The organism is Streptomyces sp. 11x1 (assembly GCF_032598905.1).
Classification (GTDB): domain Bacteria; phylum Actinomycetota; class Actinomycetes; order Streptomycetales; family Streptomycetaceae; genus Streptomyces.
On the sequence record NZ_CP122458.1, the window covers coordinates 10,407,522 to 10,423,098 of the forward strand.

The following is a 15,577-nucleotide window of genomic DNA, read 5'->3' on the forward strand; positions in this document are numbered from 1 at the left end:
GGGTGTTCGTCCTCGGGGTCGGTGGAGCCGATGTCGGTGGGCTGAGTCCGGTGGGCACGTCAGAGCGCGTGCTCGACCAGGCGTTCGTAGTACGGGAGATGGTGCTCGTAGTAGCCGCGCAGCCGTGCGTCGTTCTCGACCGTGGCGGCGTACTCCTTCTCCGGAGCCCGGAACCCCGCACTGGCGATGGCGTCGAGGTGCCAGCGACGGTTCTGGCGCCACTCGGAGCGTTCACCGGGCCGCCAGTTCAGCGCCTCGGGCAGGAACGGCAGACCCACCCGGTCGCAGTACGCCGAGACGACCCGCGCCGGGTCGGCGAGGAGTTGTTCGGCGGTGATGACCACCGGGCGCCGGCCGGTGATCTTCCACGCCAGTTCGAACAGGGCGTACTGGTGCTCGTAACCGATCTCCCGGCAGGCCAGCTCGGGCTTGATCGCGTGGTGCGAGGCGATCGTGCGGGCCGGATGGCGGACGATGAAGGTGTGCTCGAAGTCGGCGATCCGCTCCGGACGGTCGAAGAGATGCTGGTGGTGGTACTCCAGGGTGTCCTTGAAGAACACCGGTCGGCGGGCGCCGAGTCGGGCGAGGTGGGCCAGCAGCTCACCGGGGTCGCGCAGGGTCGCCGTACCGCCGTCCGGGTCGGGGACGGACACCTCGCCGTGGTCGGTGAGCAGGACCAGCGGCTCGTGCACGACGGTCACGTCACCGCGCTCGATCATCATGCGGAGGAACGCCGTGGAGACCGCTCTCGGGTGCGCCCACATCGCGATGACCGTGGGTCGCGACGCGGGGCGAGGGGCCTGGATCGGGGGTGGGGCCCCGGTCACATCGACCACTCCGTCGGCTGCCGGTCCCAGCGGTGTGCGCGCAGCTCCGCCAGCAGAGCCGGGTCGAGCGGCGGAGCGCCGGAGACGGCGAGGTTGGCGCGCGCGTGCTCGGGGGTGCGCATGCCGGGGATGACCGTGCTCACGGCGGGGTGGTGCAGGATGAAGCGGAGCGCGAGTTCGGGCAGGGTGACGCCCTCGGGCAGGATCTTCTTGAGGAGTTCGGCGCGGTCCACGGTCGGGCCGAGGTTCTCCGGGCCGAAGTAGACGGCGCGCCAGTCCTCCTCGGGGAACGTCGTGTCCCGGGTGAGCCGGCCGGTGAGGCCGCCCTCGTCGAAGGGGACACGGGCGATGATGCCGATGTCGTCGCGCAGCGCCCGTTCGAACAGTTCGTCCTCCGGGGCCTGGTCGAAGATGTTGTAGATGACCTGGACGACGTCGACGAGCCCGGTGTCGATCGCGCGCAGGCAGTTGGCCGGCTCCCAGCGGTTGACGCTGAGGCCGAAGCCCTCGATGACGCCCTCCGCCTTGAGGTCGGAGATCACCCGCTGCCAACGCTCGTCGTCGCTCCAGCGGTCCTCCCAGACGTGGAACTGGAGCAGGTCGATGCGGTCGGTGCCGAGGTTCTCCAGACTGCGGTGGACGTACTCCCGAATGTGGCCGGACGGGAAGACGTCGTCGAGGGTGTCCTGCGGGCGGGGCGGCCATTCACGGTTGAGCGGCGGGACCTTGGTGGCGACGCGGAGGCGACGGTCGGGGTGCCGGCGCAGCAGGGCGCCGAGCATCCGCTCGCTCACGCCCCGGCCGTAGACCCAGGCGGTGTCGAAGAAGGTGCAGCCCTCCTCCACCGCCAGGTCCAGACAGTGGGGTGCCGTGTCGTAGTCCCAGCCGGTGAAACCGCCGGGGCCGCCGCCGATGCCCCACATGCCGTAGCCGATCTCGCTGATCCGCCAGCCGAGCCGGCCCATGGTGCGCTGGTGCATGTCGTCCTCTCGTGTCACTGGGTGAGGGTGGTGCGATAGGCCGCGAGGGCCGCCTCCAGCGGCTGTTCCCGCAGGCCGTGGCGGGCGTCGAGCGCCGTGCAGGACTCACGGGTGAACAGGCCGGGGTTGTCGGTCAGCAGCCGCCGGAAGTCCGGTGTGCCGTCGGGCCCTGATGCCGGCAGCAGGGTCAGCACGGCGTCCAGCACGGCCGCCGGGGAACCCGCGTCCTCGGCTGCGGCGGCCCGCAGTGCCGCCATGAACTCCCGTACGGGTACGGTCCGTTCGCCTTCCGTCAGTGCGATCGCGGCGAAATCCGCACCGCCGTCGCGGAACACATGGTGGACCGCGCCCCCGGCCGGCTCGGCGAGCCCGGCGACCAGCCGCGCGGCCGTCTCGTCGACGGGTGTGTAGTCCGAGCGCATCGGCACGTCGGGCCGCAGGCCCAGCCGACGGAACGCCGACAGCAGCAGATGAGTGAGCGCCTTGGGGTTCGGTACGCCGTTGTCGGCGGCCGGCATGATCTCGCCGAGCCGGTAGAGGGTGACCGGCGCGCCGAGTCGCCGTGCCGCGAGGACCAGGCGCTCCGCGACCCACTTCGAACGGCTGTAGCCGCTCGTGGGCGTCGCCGCCCGCGCGGGATCGAAGTCCTCGCCGAGACGGCCCCGCGTGCGCTCCCGCGCACGGGCCGCCTCCCGGTCGAGCACACCGAGGGTCGACACGTGATGCAACGCCTTGACCCGTCCGGACAGCGCGAACCGCAACACCTCGGCCGTGCCGGTCACGTTGGCGGGGCGATGGGCCCGGTAGTCCAGCAGGAAGTTGACGAGCGCCCCGATGTGCAGCACGGCGTCGCACCGGGCGGCATACGCCTCCCAGGTCTGGTGGGTCCAGCCGAACCGGCCCCGGGCGAGGTCGCCGCGCCGGGCGTCGAGCCGCCCGGCCAGGGACTCCTCCCACAGCCCCTGCGCACGCAGGGCTCCGACGAGCCGGAGCCGGGCGTGCGCGTCGTCACGGGCCCGCACCACGCACACCACCCGGGCCCCGGTGGTCGTCAGCAGCCGGTGCACGGCCCTGGCTCCCACGAAGCCCGTGGCCCCCGTGACCAGCACGGTGCGCGGCGGCGAGGCCGGGCGGGCGCCGCCGGCCCGGCGGGCCAGAGCGGCCAGTTCCTCCGGCAGCGCGGCGTCGCGTTCCATCAGCGCGGCCTCGTCCCCGGCGGAGGGGGCGGTGGCGGTGGCACCGTCGTCGAGCACCGCCGCGGCGAGCGCCGCCGGGGTGCGGTGCGCGTAGAGGTCGGAGATGCCGACGCGCATGCCGAGCGTGTGCCGGATTCGCAGGGCTGTGGTCAGCGCGGTGAGGGAGTCGCCGCCGTGGTCGAGGAAATCGTCACGGACGCCGAAGCCGGGCCGGTCGAGCACCGCCCCCATGACCTCGGCGACGCGCTCGGCACGGGTGGGCCCGGCGCCGTCGCCGACACCCGTCGTCGTGGCCGGGTCCGTCTCCGCGCCGGTGCCGGTCCCCATGCCTGTCGTCCCCATGCCTGTCGTCCCCGTGCCGGAGCCGAGTTTCTCCTCGACGATCGTCCGCAGCGCCCGCAGGTCGACCTTGCCGTTGTCGGTGAGGGGCAGCGCCTGGAGGACGAAGCAGTGCCGGGGCACCTGGACGCGCGGTAACACGGAGGCCAGGTGTCGACGCAGGGCGGTCGGGGTCGTGCCGTCCTCGGCCGCCACGGCGACCACCAGCCGGGTGCGGCCGGACCGCCGCAGCGTCAGCGCCTTGGCCTGGATGACACCGGGACAGGACTCGGCGGTCGTCTCGATCTCCCGGAGCTCGATCCGTACGCCGTCGACCTGGGCCTGCCGGTCCCGGCGGCCGACGAACCGCAGCAGCCCCGAGTCGTCGAATCGGCCGAGGTCGCCGGTGCGGTACAGCCGCTCCCCGGGAACGCCGGCGCAGGGGTTGGGCACGAACGCCCCCGCGGTGAGCTCCGGGGCGCCGAGGTACCCGGCACCCAGACACGCACCCCCGATGAGGATCTCCCCGACGCCCTCGGCGTCGGCGCCGTCGATGAGGGCGTAGCAGTTGTCGATGGGCCGCCCGAGCGGGATGTGGTCGCCCTCCGTGCCGTCGACGCGGTGGAAGACCATCCCGATGCTCGCCTCGGACGGCCCGTACCCGTTGGTGATCCCGAGCCCCGGCACCAGGTCCCTGAGCCGGTGCACGGCGTGCGGGATGATCTCCTCGCCGCCGACCACCAGATGGCGCAGCGAGGCGACCCGGGCGACATGCGCCGGCTCGGCCTCCAGCAGGGCCACCAGCATGCCGAGGATCGCCGGGACGAAGTCGGTGACGGTCACCCCGTACCGGGCGATGGTGTCCACGGTCCGTTCCAGATCGAGGAACTCGCCCTGCTCGGGGATGATCGTGCGGCCGCCCGTCGTCAGCGGCCACAGCAGCTGCCAGATCGCGGAGTCGAAGGTGTGCCGGCTGTTCTGCAGCACCACCTCGTCGCCGGTGGCGGCGAAGTAGCGGGACATGAAGCGGAACCGGTTGGTCAGTCCGCCGTGCAGATTGACGGCGCACTTCGGGACGCCGGTGGTGCCGGAGGTGAAGACGCCGTACACCGGACGACCGGGACCGGGCCGTACTCCGGGGCGCTCGGCGCTCGGGACGACGGTTCGGTGGGAGACGACTCGGGACCTTCCGTCCGTGGGGACGAGCGACCCCGTGGTCAGGGACAGCGGAGGGTCGAGCACCTTCAGGACGGCGCGCAGCCGCTCCTCCGGCCAGGCCGGGTCACAGAGGACGAACACCGCGCCCAGTTTCATCAGGGCGACCATGCACAGCGGGAGTTCGACACTGTTGCCGATCATCAGCGGGACGAGATCGCCCTCGCGCACACCCGAATGGGTCAGCTCCGCGGCCAGCCCGTTGGCGAGCGCGTCGAACTCCGCGTACGTCAGGGCCGTCTCGGTCTCGCCCCGGTGGACGAGGGCGGTACGGCCCGGGGTGCGGTCGGCCTGTTCCTCGATGAGGGTCGCCACCGGACGGTACGGTCCGTGGTCGACCTCCGCGCCGGCGACCTGCCAGTTCGTTTCCGACATATCCTCCGAGCTCTCTGCTGATGCTGATGCTGATGTGGGCGGGGGCGCCAGAGAGATGGCTGTTCACGACCGGCCGGCGCGGGCGGGGGTGGTGCCCGTGACGGCCCCGGTGAGCCCGGGTGGCGGCTCGGTCCCGGTGATGAGCGCGGCGAGCAGAGCGCCCGCCGCGGGGGCTGTCTGGATCCCGTAGCCGCCGAGTCCGGCGAGCCAGCAGAAGCCGGGCGCCTGCGGATCGGGGCCGATCACGGGGGTGTCGTCGCGCGCCGAGCTGCGCAGTCCGGCCCAGGCGCGGCGGACGTGACGGACCGGCAGGTCCACCACCGCCCGGAACCGGTCGATCGCCAGCGCCACGTCACGCTCGTCGGGCCGTACGTCACCGGGCGGGACGGGCGTGGCATCGGCGGGCGAGACCAGGAGCCCGCCGGACTCGGGGCGGGCGTAGAACGTGTCCGCCACGTCGGCGATCATCGGCCAGCGGGCGATGCCGGCCGCCGCCGTGCCCGGAGGGCCCCCGTTTCCGTGCGCCTCGCCTGCCGGAGCCCGATCCGTCGCGCCCGTGCCCGTCGGGACCCGATCCACCGGAGCCGGATCCGTCGGGACCCGATCCGCTCGAACCCGATCCGCCAGGATGCGATCCGTCGGGAGGGAGACGAGCGCCGCCGTGCGGCGGTACGCCACCAGGCCCTGGGCGCGGACACCGGCCGACTGCGCCACCTGGTCGGCCCAGGCGCCCGCCGCGTCCACCACGACCGGCGCGGAGAACTCCCCGGCCGACGTCGCCGCGTGCCACCGCCCCCCGCGCCGGGTCAGGGCGTGCACCCGCGCGCCGGTCACGATGGTCCCGCCGGTGGCCTTGAGACCCCGCAGAAAGCCCTGGAGGACGGCGTCCGTGTCGATGTCGCGGGCACCCGGCTTGTACAGCGCGCGGTCGAAGGCGCTCGGCCGCAGCGCCGGGCACAGGGCGAGCGCCTGCTCGCGGTCCATCTCGACCACGGGTTGCGGGGCGCCCGCGCCGGAGGCCTTCGCGGCGTCGAACTCCCGGCCGGTGCCCGGGGTCCCGAGGGCCAGGACACCGCGCGGTCGCAGCAACTCGGCGACGGGCGAGAATCCCGCTGGGGGAGTCTCGTAGAAGGCGCGGGAGGCCCTGGTCAACTCCCTCACGACGGCGTTCCCGTAGTACTCGGAGAAGAGCGCCGCCGACCGGCCGGTGGCATGCGTGCCCGGAGCGTTCTCCGCCTCCAGCAGCGTGACCCGGACGCCGGACCGGCCCAGGAAGTAGCCGGCCGAGGCACCAGCGACTCCTCCGCCGACGACCAGGACGTCCGGCTCCCGCACGGCGCTCACCGGCCCTTCCGGGGCAGGGTGAGGGCCGCCACGCACAGCGCCAGCAGGGTGAGGCCACCCGCCACGGCGAACCCCCGGGCGACCCCCGTGGACAGTCCCGCCGCCGTCCCGTCGGACGCGGCGGCACCGGACGACCACGCCACCGCGCCCAGCACGGCGAGACCGGTCGCACCGCCGATCTGGCGGGCCATGTTGACCAGTCCCGACGCCGCGCCCGAGTCCTCGTCGGCGACCTTCGCGAGCGCGGTCAGGGTCAGCGGCACGCCGGTCACGCCCAGACCCGCGTAGGTCAGCACGGTCGGCACGAGCATTCCGGTGGTGTAGCCGCCGGAGTCGCCGATCCTCGCCAGCCACAGGATCCCGGTGGTGGCCACCAGCAGACCGCTGCAGACCACCGCACGGGTGCCGAAGAGCGCGAGGAGCGGGGAGCCCGCCTTGGCCCCCAGGATGAGCAGACAGGTCAGCGGGAGGTAGACCAGCGCGGTGCGCAGCGGGCTGTAGTCCCAGACCTGTTGGAGGAAGAGGGTCAGGAAGAAGAAGATGCCGAACACGGCCGTGCTGATGAGCGCCGTCACGGCGTAGCTGCCCAGTCGGGTGCGGTCGGCGAACAGCCGCAGGGGGACCAGGGGTTGGGCGCTGCGCCGCTCGACGAGAACGAATACGGGCAGCAGGACGGCCGCCGCGCCGAGCGCCCCCAGCACCGCCGACGAGGACCAGTTGCCGCCGCCGGACGCGCCGTCGATCAGTCCGAAGCACAGCAGCAGAGCGGCCAGGGTGCCGGTGACCGCCCCGAGGACGTCGAACGCGCCGCGGGTGCGCGGGGTTTCGCGCAGCACCCCGGCGCCGACGGCGAGGATCGTCACGCCGAGCGGGACGTTCACGAACATCACCCAGCGCCAGGACAGGTGGACGGTGATGAGTCCGCCCGCCAGCAGTCCCACACCGCCGCCCGCCGTGGCCACCGCCGTGTACCAGCCGACGGCCCGGTTGCGCCCCGGGCCCTCGGGGAAGGTCACCGCGATCAGCGACAGGGCGGCGGGCGAGGCCGCGGCGGCGCCCACCCCCTGCGCGGTGCGGCAGACGGTCAGCAGCCATGCCTCGGTGGCGAATCCGCCGAGCAGCGAGGCGACGGTGAAGACCGCCACGCCGGTCATGAACACGCGCCGCCTGCCGAGGATGTCCCCCGCCCGGCCGCCCAGCATCAGCAGGCCGCCGAAGGCGATCGAGTACGAGGCCACGACCCACTCCAGGTCCGAGCCCTCCAGCCGCAACGACCTCTGGATGTCGGGCAGCGCCACGTTGACGATGGTCGCGTCCAGCAGGAACATCAGCTGCGCCGAGGAGATCACCGCGAGCGCGACCGACCGCCGCCTGCCGACGTGGCCCTCCTCGGGGAACTTCGAGGCGTCGGCGGCGGTCCGCGCGGACGCCGTCATCGGCGGGCGGCGTATTCGATCTCGAGACGTTCGCGCAGCGGGTGCCGCAGCACCTTGCCCAGTGAGTTCTTGGGCAGTTCCCAGACGAACTGCACCCGGTCGGGCCAGAGCACCTGCGCCATCCGCTCCTGCGCGAGATGGCCGTGCAGGGTCGCCAGGGTGGGCGGTTCGCCCTCCGGCACGACGACGGCGCAGACCAACTCGCCGCCGGGGATCCGCGGATCGGGACAGCCGACGAGCGCGACCTCCTTGACGGCCGGGTGCCGGGTCAGCACGGCCTCGACCTCCAGGGTGGAGACCTTCTGGCCACTGCCCCGGGTGATCTGGTCGACGCTGCGGCCGACGATACGGATGCCGCCCCGGCCGTCGTCACGGGCCAGGTCGCTGGTGTCGAACCAGCCGTCCTCGTCGAGGCACGCCTCGTAGACCTCGCGTCGGCCCAGGTAGCCGAGGCACTGGGAGGCCCCGCGCACCAGCAGCCGGCCGGAGTCGCCGCCGTCCTCGACGGCGATCCGCAGTTCCATCCACGGCTCGGCGCGGCCGTCGCTGTGGCCCGCCCAGCCCTCCGGGTCGTCGTCCCGGGTCACGGTGACGGCCCCGTTCTCGGTCATGCCCCACAGGGCGCGCACCGGGATGTCGAAGACCTCGCGGACCTGGGCGATCAACCCCGGGTCGATGGGGGCGGAGCCGGACACGATCTGTACGACGCTGGAAGTGTCGCGGGGCTCCTTGCGCTGGGCCTCCGACAGGTCCACGAGGTACGCCGGGGAGGCGTAGGCCCAGGTGACGCGGTGGGCGGCGACGATGTCGAGCAGCAGTTCCATGTCCCGGTTGGCCTCCTGCATCACACAGGTGCCGTGCAGGAGCAGCGGCATGTAGCAGGCGTAGGTCAGCCCGGCCATGTGCGTGGCGAAGTTGGGGATGGAGATGACGTCGTCCCGGGTGAGCCGGTGCGGCTCGGACACCGCGAGCACCGCCGCGTGCAGGGTGTTCTGGCTGTGCACGACACCCTTCATGCGGCCGGTGGTGCCGGAGGTGTAGAGCAGCAGGGCCGGATCGTCGGGGCCCGAACTCCGCGCCGTGTCGACGTGGTGCCGTTCCTCCCAGGGTGTGCGGACGAAGAATTCGTCGAAGTCGACCGCGCCGGTGGCGGCGGCGTCGCCCACCACGACCCGGTGGGCGAGGGTCGGGGGAGCGGCCTCGGCGAGCCGGGCGCCGTAGTCGATGTCGTTGAAGCGGTCGACGGTGACACAGATCCGTGCGGCACTCTCCTGGAGCACCTGGGCCAGTTCCCGCACGTCCAGCGCGGGGATCACCGGGCAGGCGACGGCCCCCACCCGGTGGCAGGCCAGGTACAGGGGGGTGAGGACCCAGCGGTTCGGGAGGTAGAGCGCGACCACGTCGCCGGTGCCGACGCCGAGTTCGGTGAGCGCGGCGGCGAACCGCTCCACCAGCTCGGCCAGTTCGGCGTATCTCACCTCCCGGGTGAGGTCCCGGCCCTCGTAGGCGATGACGGCGGGATGCTCCGGTCTGGTACGAACAGCTTCGGCCAAGTCGGCCAGAAACGTTTCCTCTCGCCACCAGCCTGCCGCCCGGTATTTCGCGGCCGTCTCCGGTCCGGGAATTACCAGCGTGTCCCATTTTCCCACTGAAGCGCCCCCGCTCTTCGTACTTCGAGATTGATACCTGCAGCAGGAATCCGATGGCAGAGCCTAGAGGATGAGGGAAGGCCGCGGTAGGCGGAACGGGGAAATCCGATTCTGTTTATCAAACACACGCCGTCATCACCGTTCGCGCAAGAGCGCGCAGTGTCCACGATTGCGGCGATCCGTGTTCAACGGGTCCCGGAGATAAAGCACTTGACAGACAGCGGCGGCGAGAGTGAGGCTGCGACGGCGTCCGCTCTGTCCACGGCAATGCGCGAGAGCACTGGAGGCACGGTGAAGATAGGCCTGCTCGGCTGGGACTATTCGGGAATCGATCCCGATGGCATAAGCCTGGTGGAGTACGGTCGGGAGCGCGGGCATGAAATGTCGTTCTTCACGCTCGAGGAGCTCGCCTATCGCCCCGGCCCGTCCGGTGTGACGCTCACCCTGGGAGGAGAGCCGGCGGAGGCCTTCGACGCCGTCATCAACCGCTCCAAGCTGTACGGGGACGACTGGCAGGACCGTGTCGAGCGGCTGACGATGCTCAGCAACGTCCCCGGGCTGCGGCTCTTCGACCCGGCGGACGTGTGGGTGACGGGATACAGCAAGTTCCTGATGGCCCAACGGCTGGCGGCGGCCGGTGTGCCCGTACCGCCCACCCGCTCGGCGACCTCCCTCGCGGACGTCGAGGCGGCCTGCGAGGAGTGGGGCGCGGTCATCCTCAAGCCCTCCTTCGGCTACCGCGGCACGGACGTGGAGCGCGTCGCCGACTTCGCGGCCGAGAAGGCCGTCGCCGAGGAACTGCTCTCCCGCTATCCGACCCTGGTCTGCCAGCGCTTCTACCCGACGTCGGGCGGCGAGTACCGCATCACGGTCGCGGGGGAGGCCACCCCGATCAACATGCTCAAGCTGCCGGCACCGGGCTCCTGGCGCTGCAAGACCATGGAGGGCGCCTCCTTCGAGCGGTTCGAGGCCCCGGACGACCTCGTCGACCTGTCGCTGCGCGCCACCCGGGCCATGGGCATCACCCTGGCCGGCCTGGACGTCCTGCCCGCCCCGGACGGCTATGTCGTCCTGGAGGTCAATCCGGTCCCGGGCTACCTCTCCATGCTGGGCAGGGAACAGCACCGCCAGGTGCTCGGCGGTGTCTTCGACTGGGTCGAGGCGAAGACCTCCGCCTGACTCCCGGCCCGCGCCGCTCCCGGGGACGCCTCTTCCGCTCTGCCACCCCCTGCCCCTCGACTCCGTACCCGCCAGCACTCAGGAGAGCCATGCGCTACACCACCTTCGGCCGGAACACCGGGCTGCGCGTGTCGGAGTTCGCCCTCGGTACGGCCAACTTCGGTGCGGGCGTCGGCGCGCACCCCGAGGCGGCCGGGCTGATGTGGGCCCGACGGGGCGACGGCGCCGGACGGGAGGACGCGCGCAAGATCTTCGACCGGTTCGCCGAGGCCGGCGGCACCCTCGTCGACACCGCCGACTGCTACCAGTTCGGCGAGTCGGAGAAGCTGCTGGGCGAGTTCCTCGCCGCCGACCGCGACCACTTCGTCCTGTCGTCGAAGTACACCAACAGTGACTCCGTCCGTCCGGGCGTCTCCGACACCGGCAACAGCCGCAAGAACATGATCCGTTCGGTCGAGTCCAGCCTGCGGCGCCTGCGAACCGACCACATCGACCTGTACTGGGCCCACTTCCCCGACACGCTCACACCGACTGAGGAGATCCTCACCGCCGTCGACCAGCTCGTGCGCAGCGGCAAGATCCTCTACGCCGGTCTCTCCAACTTCCCCGCTTGGCGCGTCTCCCGCGCCGTGACGATCGCGGAACTGCGCGGCTGGGCCCCCGTCATCGGCATCCAGACCGAGTACAACCTGGTCAACCGCACCGGCGAGCGCGAACTGCTGCCCATGGCCGAGGCGCTCGGTCTCGGCGCGGCCCTGTGGTCACCCCTGGGCGGCGGCCTCCTCACCGGCAAGTACCGGCGCACGGCGGCCGGCTGGGTGAGCGACCAGAACCGCCGTCACCCCCGCAACGACACCGACCGGATCGAGGCGGTCGTGAACACCGTCCTCGCCGTGGGCGAGGAGACAGGACTCTCCGCGCCCCAGGTGGCGCTGGCCTGGCTGCGCGACCGTGCGGCACGGTCGACCACCGCGTTCGTGCCGGTGATCGGCCCGCGAGACGTGAACCAGCTGGAGGAGTACCTCAGGTCGCTCGACGTCACGCTCACGGACGAGCACCTGGTCCGGCTGGACACCGTGAGCGCCGTGGAGCTGGGCAGCCCGCACGAGATCGGCCGTCTCGTGCGGGACTCCCTGATCGGCGGGGACCCCGACCGGATGGGCACACCGATCGTGCCCGTGGCTTGAACTCCGGTCGCCCCGCCGGGCTCGGGCCACGGGGGCGACCGGGGCTCAGTCCGGCGACCGGAGTTCAGTCCGGCCACGCCGGCCGGTGGTGGACGGTTCCCGGTTCCAGGAACGGCGCCGTGTAGAGCTCGGCCTCCGCCGGTTCCATCGGCTTCTCGCTGATCAGGTGTGCCGCGAGGCGCCGCCCGGCGTACCCGAGGACGAGCGTCGGATCGCTGAGTGCCGTCAGCCGCAGGACGAGATCGGCCTCGTCGGAGGCCTGGGGGTCGGCGCACTCGTGCGAGGGGACCGCGCGGAATCCCAGAGCGGTCTTGAAACGGAGCAGCCCCGGCTGTGTCAGATGCCCCATGAGATTCGGCTCGTTGCCCAGCGTCGCCCGCCCGTAGCCCCTGGCGCGCGCCGCCCTCAGCACGGAGAAGTAGAGGACGCGGGGCAGGCTGGAGCGCCGGTACGCCGCGCTCACCGCGGAGAACCGGAGCACCAGCGTGTCCACCGCCGGGCATTCGAGGGCCAGACAGCCGCCGACCAGCTCCTCCCCGTCGTACGCGAAGACCCCGAAGAACTTCCGCGGCCCGTGCAGGACGGCGTCCCGGTGGTCGAGCGCGAACGGGACGCCGAACCGCATGTCGGCCACGCGCTCCTGGTAGAGCGCGAGGAACCGGTCGAGCGTGGCCGGTGTCACCGGGTCCTCGACCCTCTCGCGCACACCGGCCGCGACCGCCTGGCGCTGGGCGCGCCGGACAGTCTGGCGTGACGAGCGGTCGAGACCCGCGAGGAAGGCGTCCTCGTCCGCGCACAGCTCGGCCACCCAGGTGAGCAGGGACGGTTTGCGGATGAACCCCCGGCGCGTGAGGTCGTCCCAGGTCTCGGCCGGTGGGTTGGGCAGCCGGACGACGTCGATGGGCTGATCCGTCCTGGTCCAGGGTTCCTCGGCCAGTTCCGAGGGTTTGATCAGGGCGAGCGCCAGGCCGTAGCGGTCCACGATCTCCATGCGCCGGGCGGGTCAGGCACCCGTGGCCACGGAGTCCGTGACGCCGGGGGACCCGGCGGACGCCGACGCGGTGTCGGTCAGACAGTCGGCGAAGCACGCGAGGGCCCGGGACCAGTTCTCGGAGTACTCCCTGACCAGCGTGAGGAACTCGGCGGCCTGCGCCGTGTCCGTGACCACCCAGGTCATGCCGGTCTCGTCGTCGCTGACCTGTGCCGCGTGCACCGTCTCCGCCTTGATGTGGGAATCGATCCAGGCGAACTGCTCGGTCTCGTCGAAGACCCGCTTCCCGTCCACCCAGACCTTCGCGTACAGCCGGCGGAAGGCCACGGCGATGTCCAGCGCTATGGTCTCCACCACCCGCAGTTGGATCGCCGCCCCGAGCGGGGAGCGTGCGAGCCGGTCCATGTTGGCCAGCAACTCACTGATTCCGTCCGGCAGTTGGGACGCCGCCCGCAGCTCGTCCGCGCCCAGCCTGGCCGCCAGCGGGGCGACGATGGTGTCGTCCCACCACACGTAGTGGATGCCTGCCGGACCCTGCGGGGCCACGGCCCGGAACTCCGGCGCGGCGTTGTCCAGGTCGTCGCCGATCACCCGGTAGACGGTCTGGAAGGCGCCGAGGATGTCGTGCGTCGGCGCGTCCTGCGCCGAGAAGACCCGGGCCATCTCGCCCATGCCGGCGATGGTGCTGAACATGAAGCTCTTCGTCATCGACCGCCACCAGACGCCCAGGGTGAGCGCGGCGCGCGGGGAGACGGATTCGGCGGCGCGCGCGTTCCCGAAGAACGCGTGGTCCGCCCGTCGCAGTCCGGCTCGGTCGATTTCCTGGTCCACCCGCTCGTCGAGTTCGGTCCGGTCGGCGAGGGAGAACTCGGTTGCAGCAGTCACGATCGCTCCAGAGAAGTGTGAGGACGACGAGGTTCGCTGAACAGGCCGATGTGCGGCCGAGGTCATACGCCGAGTCGCTCTTTCACATCGGCGAAGAACGGGATGTAGCGGTAGTCGCGGGCCACCGGGTCGTAATCCGTGTAGCGGTTGGTGAATTCCAGCAGGCGCCGGCGGACCGCTTCGACGGGTTCCTCGTGGATCCTGCGCTCGATGTCCTGGATCGCGCCGAGGAAGCGGGCCAGCACGAGGGGGATGTCGGGACTCAGCTCGATCCTGCCGCCGGCCACCCGGACGCCGTCGTGCTCGCTGAGGTACCCGAAGAGCAACTGGGAGGCCACGGCGTCGTAGTTGGGCCGCGGGATGCCTTCGACGGCGTAGCGCAGCAGGCGTTCGGCGAGGATGTACTCGTAGGCGGTCCGCGCCTGCTCGGTCGGCAGGGCGGGGTCGTTCAGCAGGACCAGCATGGCGGAGACGTCCACGCGCAGCTCTTCGAGTCCCGCGAGGGGCTTGTACTTCTTCGCCGACAGGAACGCGGGGATCGGCATGTCGCCCTGCCGGTGGTGGTATTCGTGCAGCCGCACCCACCACGACGAGGCCTGTTCCACCTGTTTGTCCGTCGCTCCCTGGATGAGCGGGAAACTCCCCGCCGCCATCACCGCGTCGATCATTTTCCGGGTGGTGCGGTTGTGCCGCTCGACGAACTTGTCGATGAAGTAGAAGATGAGGTCGTCCGGGTCCTGGATCCCGTCGAAGTGGTTCTCGGGGAAGAGCGCCACCACCACGCGCGAACGGAATCCGTCGGACTGCCCGGTGACGGTGACCGGAGCGGTGGGACTGGCGTACCGCTCCGCCAGGTGCGGATCGGTCGGCAGCATCTCGTACGTGAGGTAGTCGAGGGACAGCGACGGAAAATACGAGGCGTCGAACAACGAGAAGATGTGGTTGTCCCGACGGCTGTTGATGTGTTCCTTCGTGGCCCGCAGTCTGGAACCGGGAGCGAACGTACGCAGATCCTCCAGAAAGGCCTGGACTACCGGCTGCCGCCGTAGATGAGTGGATCCTTCGAGTCGACGGGCCAACTCCTTCTGGGTGCCCGCCTCACGGAACGAGGAGCGACTGCCGAACTCCCCCCGTAATTCATTGACTTCCGCGAACACCGAGCCCATGTCGATGTCGATCAACAAATGCTCCTCCCCGTCAACTCCGGTGCACGCTACCACGCCCGGATGTTCGAATCTTTGCGTTTTCGGAATGGCCGCAATCGGTCCCGCAATTCAGCGGGAGCCGTGCCGTGGAGCGGCCGAGAGAGTGGCGCGCAGAACCGCGTACGGCGGGTCGGTGATGAGGTAGAAGTGATCGCCCGGGACCCGGACCTCCCGCACGGGCGACGTGCTGAGCGCGCTCCACGGGCGGCGGTCCGCGTCGTCGTCCCGGTCGCCGACGAGGGTGGTGACCGGACATGTGAGCAACGGCTCGGGAGGCATCACGTAGTCGTGGAACATACGGCCGTCGGCGATCAGGTAGGGCAGGACCACCTCCTGGAAGATCGGGTCGGCCGCCATCTCCGCGTCGGTGCCGCCCATCCTGACCAGATCGTCGAGCAGTCGGTCCGGGTCCTCCTCGGCGACGAGCCCGGTGGGCAGCGGAGCGTCGAGCGACCCCGAAGCGAAGAGGTGCTCGATGCGGATGTTCCGGCGTTGCAGCGCGCGTGCGGTCTCCAGGGCTATGGGCGCGCCCAGGCTGTGCCCGAAGAACGCGAGCGGGCGGTCGGCGAGCGGTACGAGCGCGTCGGCGATGTCTCCGGCGAGCCGTAGGAGGTCGTTTGGAGGCTCCTCGTCGAACCGGTCGGCGCGCCCCGGGTACTGGACGGCGTGCACCTCCACCTCGGACAGCGCCCCGCCCCAGTCGCGGTAGAACGATGCCGACCCGCCGGCGTGCGGGAAGCACACCAGACGGATCCGTGCTTCCGGCCGCGCGGTGTCGCATGTCAGCCAG

Annotated in this window: 12 protein-coding genes; 2 read left to right on the forward strand and 10 right to left on the reverse strand. The window is 71.3% G+C overall.

The genetic code is table 11. The features are described from left to right. Positions 1 to 59: 59 nt before the first annotated feature. From P8T65_RS45835 to P8T65_RS45860, 6 genes are all read right to left on the reverse strand, one after another. A complete protein-coding gene (locus tag P8T65_RS45835) occupies positions 60 to 764 on the reverse strand; it encodes a sulfotransferase family protein (RefSeq protein WP_316731339.1) in 705 nt (234 codons plus the stop codon). Between the two features lie 59 nt (positions 765 to 823). Beyond that, positions 824 to 1,825, reverse strand: a complete 1,002-nt coding sequence (locus P8T65_RS45840; protein ID WP_316731340.1) for an aldo/keto reductase — start codon at positions 1,823 to 1,825, stop codon at positions 824 to 826. Further along, a complete protein-coding gene (locus P8T65_RS45845) occupies positions 1,822 to 4,911 on the reverse strand; it encodes a thioester reductase domain-containing protein (protein ID WP_316731341.1) in 3,090 nt (1,029 codons plus the stop codon). The genes P8T65_RS45840 and P8T65_RS45845 overlap by 4 nt, the downstream gene beginning before the upstream one ends. A gap of 63 nt (positions 4,912 to 4,974) precedes the next feature. Beyond that, positions 4,975 to 6,255, reverse strand: coding sequence for an FAD-dependent oxidoreductase (locus P8T65_RS45850; protein ID WP_316731342.1), 1,281 nt, complete (start codon positions 6,253 to 6,255; stop codon positions 4,975 to 4,977). Continuing rightward, positions 6,252 to 7,691 (reverse strand): MFS transporter, encoded by a 1,440-nt coding sequence (locus tag P8T65_RS45855; protein WP_316731343.1) that lies wholly within the window; start codon positions 7,689 to 7,691, stop codon positions 6,252 to 6,254. Before P8T65_RS45855 ends, P8T65_RS45850 begins: the two co-directional genes overlap by 4 nt. Continuing rightward, complete coding sequence (locus tag P8T65_RS45860) at positions 7,688 to 9,244, reverse strand: AMP-binding protein (RefSeq protein WP_316731344.1); 1,557 nt, start codon at positions 9,242 to 9,244, stop codon at positions 7,688 to 7,690. Before P8T65_RS45860 ends, P8T65_RS45855 begins: the two co-directional genes overlap by 4 nt. A 477-nt stretch (positions 9,245 to 9,721) precedes the next feature. On the opposite strand from P8T65_RS45860, the gene P8T65_RS45865 reads away from it, so the two are divergent. Together P8T65_RS45865 and P8T65_RS45870 are read left to right on the forward strand one after the other, a co-directional pair. Next, a complete protein-coding gene (locus tag P8T65_RS45865) occupies positions 9,722 to 10,519 on the forward strand; it encodes a hypothetical protein (protein ID WP_316731345.1) in 798 nt (265 codons plus the stop codon). 89 nt (positions 10,520 to 10,608) lie between these two features. Further along, positions 10,609 to 11,706, forward strand: a complete 1,098-nt coding sequence (locus P8T65_RS45870; protein WP_316731346.1) for an aldo/keto reductase — start codon at positions 10,609 to 10,611, stop codon at positions 11,704 to 11,706. Between the two features lie 64 nt (positions 11,707 to 11,770). Here the strand turns inward: P8T65_RS45870 and P8T65_RS45875 are convergent, their stop codons facing one another. The 4 genes from P8T65_RS45875 to P8T65_RS45890 all read right to left on the reverse strand — a co-directional run bounded on the left by P8T65_RS45875 (position 11,771) and on the right by P8T65_RS45890 (position 15,531). After that, complete coding sequence (locus P8T65_RS45875) at positions 11,771 to 12,697, reverse strand: GNAT family N-acetyltransferase (protein ID WP_316731347.1); 927 nt, start codon at positions 12,695 to 12,697, stop codon at positions 11,771 to 11,773. A 12-nt stretch (positions 12,698 to 12,709) separates the two neighbouring features. Further along, the gene (locus P8T65_RS45880) at positions 12,710 to 13,582 is read right to left on the reverse strand and encodes a DUF6202 family protein (RefSeq protein WP_316731348.1); all 873 of its coding nucleotides are present in this window, start codon (positions 13,580 to 13,582) and stop codon (positions 12,710 to 12,712) included. A gap of 62 nt (positions 13,583 to 13,644) precedes the next feature. Further along, positions 13,645 to 14,763 (reverse strand): DUF6421 family protein, encoded by a 1,119-nt coding sequence (locus P8T65_RS45885; RefSeq protein WP_316731349.1) that lies wholly within the window; start codon positions 14,761 to 14,763, stop codon positions 13,645 to 13,647. 93 nt (positions 14,764 to 14,856) lie between these two features. Continuing rightward, complete coding sequence (locus tag P8T65_RS45890; RefSeq protein ID WP_316731350.1) at positions 14,857 to 15,531, reverse strand: alpha/beta fold hydrolase; 675 nt, start codon at positions 15,529 to 15,531, stop codon at positions 14,857 to 14,859. Positions 15,532 to 15,577: the final 46 nt, after the last annotated feature.